Raw genomic sequence first — 7,823 nt, forward strand, 5'->3', positions numbered from 1 at the left:
GTGAAGAACTGCCCCGCCATCACCGCCGCCATGGCCAGGCCGGCGACGAGCAGCCCCCACCCCACCACGGGCAGCGGCCGCGGCGCCTCGGGCGCCGTCGCGATCCGCCAGGCGGCGTAGGTGATCACCACCGTGCCGAGGACGGTAAGGTCGATGATCGACAGGTACGGCACCCGGCTCCAGAGGATGGCCAGCGCGCTCCAGCCCGCCAGCGCCAGCAGCAGCGCCCCGGCCGGCCCCACCGGCCACTGCCCCGCCGCCGGCCGCCGGGCCGCGGCGGCGACGAGGCCAATCAGCGCGACACTAATCGTGACCGCGAGCAGCGTCAGTTCGTGGCCGTTGTTGGCCTGGTCGAGGGCGGCGGTGAGGAGGCAGGCGGTAAGGACCAGCGGCGGAATCCAGATCTCGGAGGCCCAACGGCGGGATTTCATTTTTTATAAATGTCCGTTAAGTATTGCCAGTTTGGTTGGCTAGGATGTATTGGCACTCGGGCTGATGGAAGAAGGACCGAACCAGGCGAGGCATGCGCTGGATCCGGTGCGGCACGGAGCGCGCCAGGGCAAGCATCTCGCCGGTGCTGCCGGGTGCCTGCTTGCCGGCTTCGCGCTTGACGTGCGCCCAGACCGCCTCGTCAGGGTTCAGGTGCGGCGCATAGGGCGGCAGGAAGAACAGCCGCAGCCGCCCCTCGGTCGAGGCGACGAAACGCTGCACCTTCTTCGCCCGGTGCGCCGGGTAGCCATCGACGATGACGAACACGGGGCCCTCGGCGTCGTGCATCAGCCGCTGCAGGAAGGCGATGAACACGCCGACGTTGACCGTGCCGATATGGACCTTGAAGCGCATCGAGCCGCGGGGATCGACCGCCGAGAGCATGTTAACCCGCAGGTGCCAGCCGGTGTCGCACAGCACCAGTGTCTGGCAAGCCGGCGCCGAAGTGGTCCCGGCGTAGTAGTTCAAACACAGGCTGGCCTCGTCGGCGAAGTAGATCCGCGCCCCCGCCTTACGGGCCTGCCGGCGGATCTCCGGGTAGCGCTCACGCTCCCAGGCCTCGACGACCGCTCCGACTTCGGCCGCGAGTGCAGCGCCTGCGCACCGCCCTCGGCATGACGCTCCAGCCACCGGCCGGCTCTCGTGAACCGCCTGAACCGCGCGCTGGCGGATCGGCGCCATCGCGTTGCGGTCCACCTTACGAGTATCGTGGTTGCGTTTCGCCTTCATGCCGATTAGCCCAACAAATGGCAATATTTACCGGGAATTAATTAATTCTAGGCGGCAGAGGATCACACAAGTCGTAAAAACTAGAAACGGGCATACCTCCAGGACGTCTTTGGTAAACTACCACAAAAACCTTCGCCTTTACTTTCTAGATTTTTTGGATAACTCTCTTTATCCACTTTATGCTCGCCCCCTTTAAGCTTTGTTTTCAATTCGCCCTCAATATAAGAAGGCACATTAAAGTTTAGATTTTTTATTTGCTTATGGTACAAATCGCCCAAAAAACAAAAAGTATTCTCAAAATTAACGCTACCACTCGAAAGCTCGAGATCGCTATCTACAATTATGTACGGAACATCATATTTACTTATATGACCAATTGGCAAATCGATGCCGCTTCCTGTTGTAGTCTCATTATCTATGACCACACCAACCCCATCTGCTGTTTTTCCAATCTTTTTCTTTAGTTGTCCGGGAGCTTCATTGATCCCACGAAGATCATAACCATCAGGAACAACACCTTCATCATAAAGAGGAGGAGTAGCACAAATCGCATGCCTAGCAAAAGCCTTATCCCAGCTATTCTTGTCACCCCCAGCCCATCCGACATATAAACTCTCTTTGCCAGGTTCGCAGCCTGCTGATGCGTATTGAACACCAAACCTCCCGTCACTATCTTCGCTCCCGACAAGTGCCCCAAAAAGTTTGCTGCCATCCTCATCAAAATCAATGCGATAATCTTTATTTTCTCCCCCTCCATTGCGGGGAAGAGAACCAGACATCATTTCTGCGCTTTCCGCCGCATAAAAAGCACGCTCGGAGTCGAGGAGGCTATGGCTTGTCTCCGAGGCGGAGCCCACGAGGGCAACCACCCCCACCGCAGCGGCAGTGCTAATAATAAGAAAAAGAACAGCGGAGAGGAGAGCGCTCCCCCTCTCGCTCTTTCCACTCAGTCTATCAGAGGCATCAGGGGGAGACGCACTCTGCATTTCGCGGATAGACATGGGTCTCGACCTCCTCAGAAAGAGACAGGCGAACAAGGTGGTGCGAGTCCGGTTTGCACTCGCATAGGGTGCCCCCTGATGCAACGCTGCTCTCTGGGCTGAGCTGCTCCGAAGTTGAATCGCTAATCCAACGCAGCGTAAGCACGCCGCCACCGGCTTTAAATTCTAAAGAGGTATCATCCTGCCTCTTCACCCAAAGCGTATCGTTTGCCGTGCCTTGGCACTTTACTTCAGAAGCCTCGCGCACCTCCCGCACCATGCGCTCCAAGGCCGCGGCTTGCTCGGCACGCTCCTCAGTTTCTTCCTGGACGTCCGACCACATCCCAAGGGTCTGGCCAAGGACTCGGGTTGCTAGAGCCGCTACCAGTGCCATCAGGAGCATCACTACAATGAGCTCAGCGAGGGTGAACCCCAAGCTGCCGCCGACGGCCCTTCCTGCGCCGAAAGAGGCCTTGTGCGTCACGCCCTCCTCCTGGCGCCCAGCTCGATCAGCCGTACCGTGCAGCCTCATTGCTCAGGAGCCCTCGGGGATCTGGAGTACAACTGGCTCGACTTCCGAGTCCGTACAGCCTGTACAAGAGATCCGCATCTGGTAGTAGCCCTCGCTGTCGTAGTGCTCGCAGCGGATCTCCAGCGACGCCCCGCCGGTGCAATGCCCCGGTTCCACCCCCCAATTCGTGGGATCGACCACGCCGCCGGAATCCGGGCAGTCACCGCCGATATCGAAGCCGGGTTCGTTGTTATCAGTAAGGGCGATGATCTCCTCAACGCAGCTCCGCGCTTCCCAGACGAACTCGTTCACCCGGGCCGAGTCCTCGATGAGCCAAGAGGTGGGGATGACCCCCGCCAGGGCGCCCATGGCGACGGCGAAGACCACCAGGGCGACAATCAGCTCGACGAGGCTGGCCCCCCGCTGCCGGAACCCGCTCGGCATCGCTATCTCCCGCACGACTCGCACTGGATGGCCCCGCTCGGCTCAACCCGGATGGTCTGGCTCGTGTCTCCCGAGGAGAGCTGGATGGTCACGGCGCTCGGGCTGCTCCCCTGGAGCGCCCCCCACGGATAGGTGAACACCACGTCACTACTAGGAGAGCTTGAGAGGGTCACGCCGTCCCGATCCCCGTAGATCGGTTCCCCGCAGTGAGGGTCGGCCATCTCCCAGCCGTCACCCTCATCGATGCTTACATGAATCTTCCCCTCCTCACGGCCGCACCCCATCGCCCGCATCCGCGCCGTGCGCAGATCGCCGATAAGCGCGTTCTGGACCCGCCGAACGTCCGCGGCACTCGTCGCCCCTCCAATGGAGCCCACGGCGATGCTCGCCAGGACGCCGAGGACGACGAGGACAAGGATGGCTTCGAGGAGGGTAACCCCCGCCTGACGACGGGCGCGCGGCGACCGCATACCACCTCCGGGGGGCAAGGGAAGTGATGTCTAGGGACATCATACACCCCGGCACCGCGCCGGGCACAAGAGAGAGGGAAGGAAAGTATAGCGCATCGACCTCCACCTCGGTAGCCGAGGAGGCCCGATTAGGGTAGCCTTGAAGGGGCGTTGTGTCCTGGCCCGATACGGCCTGCGGTGCCTGGCAGGACACGTCGCGGAGAGGAGGCGGATCGCGAGCGGAGCGCCACCGAGCCCCATCGAGGAGGAACAAGACCCATGAGCGAGCAAGACCCCAGCTACTCAGCGCAGCAGCTGCCCAGCGAAGAGGAGGCGGCCCCCATGACCCACTCCCCATCTCCCCAGAGCCGTGCCCCGGCCGCTCAGCAGGGCTTCACCCTGATTGAGCTGGTCATCGTCCTGGTGATCCTCGGCATCCTGGCCTCAGTCGCCGTGCCGCAGTTCACCAACCTCGGGGATCAAGCTGAAGTCCGTTCCATCGCTAATTCCCTCAGCTCTGCTAATACTAGCAATGTCGCTTCTTGTCGGATGGAAGATGGAAATTGCGTAACTGTTGATGGATCAGGTAAAATTACTGATCTGTGGACTAAACATGTCAGCAGTGATGATAGTAGTTTGGATGCTGTTGATTTCGAGTGGACTGCCCCCGGTACTTGGACCGCTTCAACATGCAGCGTCCAAGACGCGGATAACCCGGACACAGTAGCAACCTTCGATTTAACAGCAACACCGTAAAAGCGTTAAAGAGTGAGGAGGTAATATTTTTGTAGCCTCCTCATTCTATTTAGATTTCACATCGCCGCCTGCCCCAACTGCCACATCGGCAGGAAGATCCCCAGCGCCAGAATCAGCACCAGCACCCCAATCACGCTGATCACGATGGGCTCGATGGACGACGACAGCCGGTCCAGGTCGGCCTCCACCTCGCCCTCGTAGAACTCGGCGACCTGGTCCATCATGTCCGCCACCTGCCCGGTCTCCTCGCCGACGGCGAGCATCTGCAGCACCAGCGGCGTGAAGAGCCGGCTCTCCGCGGCCACCTGGTAGAGGCTCTCGCCTTGCTCGATGCCGGTGCGCATGCCGTCGATGCCGCGGGCGATGTGGGCGTTGTCGGTGGCCCCAGAGACCGAGCGCAGGGTCTGGAGGAGCGGCACGCCGGAGCGCATGGCCATGGAGAAGGTCCGGGCGAAGCGCGCCAGCAGGGCGCGCAGCAGGATCTTGCCGACGATGGGCAGGCGCAGCTTGAGCCGGTCCCAGCGCAGCCGCCCCGCCTCGCTGCGCACGTAGGCGCGCACGCCGAGGACCACCCCCGCCAGGCCGAGGGCCATGTAGGCCCAGTAGTCGACGAAGAAATTCGAGGTGTTGATGAGGATGACGGTGAAGATCGGCAGCTCGGCGTCGAACTGCTTGAAGAAGTCGGCGAAGGTGGGGATGACGAAGATGTTGACGATGAACAGGGCGGCGGTGATGGCCACCATCACGAAGGTCGGGTAGCGCAGGGCCTGCTTGACCCGCTTGCGGGTCGCCCGCTCCTGCTCCAGGGTCGCGGCCATGCGCTGGAGCGACTCCTCGAGCCGCCCCGACTCCTCGCCGACGCGGATCATGGAGACCAGTAGCCGCGGGAAGATCTCGGGGAAGCGGCCCAGGGCGTCGGTCAGCGGCTGGCCGCTCTCCAGCCCCGTGGCCACCTCGTCGATGGTGCGGGCGAGCTTGGGGTTGCGGGTGTTCTCGGCCAGCCCGTGCAGGGCGCGGGTGATGGGCACCCCGGCGTGGAGCAGGGCGTGGAGCTGGCGGACGAAGAGCACCAGGTCGTCCAGGGAGACCGCCGGCTCCAGGAAGCGCTGGCGCAGGGCGGCGAGGTCCAGCTCGCCGCTAGCCGCAGCCGCCTCCAGGGGGCGCAGCTCGATGGGCGTCACCCCCTGGGCGATGAGCTGCTGCGCCGCGGCGACCAGTCGGGCTTCGCCGCGGCGCAGGGCGTCGACCTTGTCGGCGTCGAGCTCGAGGAGCTCGAAGATGCCCACCCGGCCGCTGTAGCCGGTCTGGCTGCAGGCGTTGCAGCCGCGGCCCTTGTAGAGCTGGATACGGCCCGCCTCGGCCTCGCCGAAGGCGGCGCGCAGCCAGGCCGCCTCGTGGTCGTCGGGGGTGTACGGCGCCCGGCACTGGGTGCAGACCCGGCGCAGCAGGCGCTGGGCGAGGATGGCGCGCAGGGCGGCGGCGAGCATGTACGGCTCGACGCCCATGTCCATGAGGCGGTTGGCGGTGGCCACGGCGTCGTTGGTGTGCAGCGTGGAGAAGACCAGGTGGCCGGTCACCGCGGCGCGCAGGCCGATATCGGCGGTCTCCTCGTCGCGCATCTCGCCGACCATGACGATGTCCGGGTCCTGGCGCAGGGCGGTGCGCAGCACGCGGGCGAAGGTCAGGCCGATGGACTCGCGGACCTGGACCTGGTTGACGCGGCTGAGGCGGTACTCCACCGGGTCCTCGACGGTGATGATCTTCACCTCGGGGCGGTTGATCTCGCTCAGCGCCCCGTAGAGGGTGGTCGACTTGCCGGAGCCGGTGGGCCCGGTGACCAGCACCATGCCGTAGGGCATACGGATGAGCCGGCGCAGGCGCTGGCGCATGGCCTCGGGGATGCCCATGCGGTCGAGGGAGACGACGCCGCCGCTCTGGTCGAGCAGGCGCATGACCACCCCCTCGCCGTGGTAGAGCGGCAGGGTGGAGAGGCGCACGTCGACGCTGCGCTCGTGGACCCGGACCTGGAAGCGCCCGTCCTGGGGCAGGCGGCGCTCGGTGATGTTGAGCCCGCACATGAGCTTGAGCAGCGAGACCATGGAGGCGTGGATGCCGCGCTGGCGGACGATCTGCTCCTGGAGGACGCCGTCCTTGCGCAGGCGGATGCGCAGCTCGCGCTCCTCGGGCTCGACGTGGATGTCCGAGGCGCCGACCTGCACGGCGTCCTCGAAGAGCGACTGCAGCAGCCGCACCACCGGGGCGCTGGTCCGCCCGCCGCCGACGGCCAGGGTGGAGAGGTCGATGTCGTCCTCGCCGCTGAGATCCTGGCCGATCTCCTCGGCGATGTTGCTGATCTCCTCGGTGCGCCGGTAGACGAGGTTGATCGTCTCGCGGATGCTCGCCTCGCTGGCGACGGCCAGGCGCACCGGCTTGTCGAGGACGCGGCTGATCTCGTCGTAGGCGATGAGATCGCTCGGGTCGGCCATGGCGACGAGGCAGTCCTCGTCGCGCTCCTCGATGAGCAGGGCGTTGAAGCGCCGGGCGTAGGGCTCCGGCAGGCGGCCGGCGGTCTCGTGGTCGAGCCAGTACTCGCTGAGGTCCACCCAGGGGACGTCGAGCTGCCGGGAGAGGAGCTCGAGCATCTGCTCCTCGGTGATAAAGCCCATGTCGATGAGCTGGTAGCCGAGCTTCTGCCCCGTCTGCTTCTGGGCCTCGAGGGCCTGGCGCATCTGCTCCTGGGTGATCATCCCCTCCTGGACGAGGAGATCGCCGAGGCGGATCTTGCGCGGCTTCATGGCCTCTCCTCCTCCTTGCGGATCACTCGCCGGACAGGGCCTCGACGCGGCGGCGGGCGTGGGCGGCGACGGCATCGCGCTCGACGCCCTGCTCGAGGACCCGGCGCCAGGCCTGCAGCGCCGCCTCGCGGTCGCCCTGCCCCTCGGCGGTGAGGGCCAGGCCGGCGAGCCACAGGCCGTTGCCGGGCTCGGCCTCGGCGAGGGCGCGGTAGACCCGCGCCGCCGCCGCGTAGCGCTCCGCGCCGCGGTAGAGGGCGGCCAGGTGCGCCTCCAGGGCGCCGGGCTCCTCGAGCCGGGCCGCCGGCTCCAGGGCGTCGATGGCGGCCTCCACCTCCCCCGTCTCGTCGGCGAGGGCGGCGTAGTAGCGGGCCATGCGCCGGTGGGCGGGGGCCTCGTCCAGCCCGGTGCGCAGGACCTGCCGGGCCCGGCGCTCCCGGCCGCTAGCCGCGAGGAGGCGGGCGTACTGGATGCGCGCCTCGTGGAGCTGCGGGTCGAGCTCCAGGGCGCGGCGGTAGGCCTGGGCGGCGGCGAGGTTGTCGCCGGCGCCGGCGTGGGTGCGCCCCTGCTCGAGGAGGGTGCGGGCCCGCTCGTCGGGGTCGGCCCGGCTCGGCGTGCGCACGAAGGTGCCGCGGCTGCCCGCGGCCTCGCCGCCCGGGCCGACCCCGACGAG

The 7,823-nt window shown here is 65.3% G+C and carries 9 protein-coding genes; 1 reads left to right on the forward strand and 8 read right to left on the reverse strand.

Features of this window, described 5'->3' with window-relative positions:
- The 6 genes from CKO13_RS09040 to CKO13_RS09065 all read right to left on the reverse strand — a co-directional run.
- A partial coding sequence (locus CKO13_RS09040; protein ID WP_200259797.1) for a hypothetical protein occupies window positions 1-431 on the reverse strand: 431 nt, incomplete at its 3' end.
- Window positions 432-447: 16 nt separating this feature from the next.
- Window positions 448-1,185 carry a transposase gene (locus CKO13_RS09045; RefSeq protein ID WP_200259800.1) on the reverse strand — a complete coding sequence of 246 codons (738 nt, stop codon included), beginning with the start codon at window positions 1,183-1,185 and terminating at the stop codon, window positions 448-450.
- A gap of 113 nt (window positions 1,186-1,298) precedes the next feature.
- On the reverse strand, window positions 1,299-2,219 hold the full coding sequence (locus CKO13_RS09050; protein WP_200259803.1) for a hypothetical protein: 921 nt from the start codon (window positions 2,217-2,219) through the stop codon (window positions 1,299-1,301).
- Entirely contained in the window at window positions 2,182-2,682 is a 501-nt protein-coding gene (locus CKO13_RS09055) for a prepilin-type N-terminal cleavage/methylation domain-containing protein (RefSeq protein ID WP_200259806.1), read from the reverse strand. The genes CKO13_RS09050 and CKO13_RS09055 overlap by 38 nt, the downstream gene beginning before the upstream one ends.
- Window positions 2,683-2,733: 51 nt before the next feature.
- Entirely contained in the window at window positions 2,734-3,153 is a 420-nt protein-coding gene (locus CKO13_RS09060; RefSeq protein WP_200259809.1) for a type IV pilus modification PilV family protein, read from the reverse strand.
- A 2-nt stretch (window positions 3,154-3,155) separates the two neighbouring features.
- Window positions 3,156-3,623: a pilus assembly FimT family protein gene (locus tag CKO13_RS09065; protein WP_200259812.1), complete on the reverse strand. Its 468-nt coding sequence runs from the start codon at window positions 3,621-3,623 to the stop codon at window positions 3,156-3,158.
- Between the two features lie 258 nt (window positions 3,624-3,881).
- On the opposite strand from CKO13_RS09065, the gene CKO13_RS12940 reads away from it, so the two are divergent.
- Complete coding sequence (locus tag CKO13_RS12940) at window positions 3,882-4,358, forward strand: pilus assembly FimT family protein (protein ID WP_274600674.1); 477 nt, start codon at window positions 3,882-3,884, stop codon at window positions 4,356-4,358.
- A gap of 56 nt (window positions 4,359-4,414) precedes the next feature.
- On the opposite strand, the gene CKO13_RS09075 is transcribed toward CKO13_RS12940, so the two are convergent.
- Window positions 4,415-7,153 (reverse strand): ATPase, T2SS/T4P/T4SS family, encoded by a 2,739-nt coding sequence (locus tag CKO13_RS09075; protein WP_200259815.1) that lies wholly within the window; start codon window positions 7,151-7,153, stop codon window positions 4,415-4,417.
- Between the two features lie 22 nt (window positions 7,154-7,175).
- The coding region (locus tag CKO13_RS09080; protein WP_200259818.1) for a tetratricopeptide repeat protein at window positions 7,176-7,823 on the reverse strand (648 nt) is incomplete at its 5' end.

The sequence above is a fragment of the Halorhodospira neutriphila genome, assembly GCF_016584055.1.
GTDB classification, from domain to species: Bacteria; Pseudomonadota; Gammaproteobacteria; order Nitrococcales; family Halorhodospiraceae; genus Halorhodospira; species Halorhodospira neutriphila.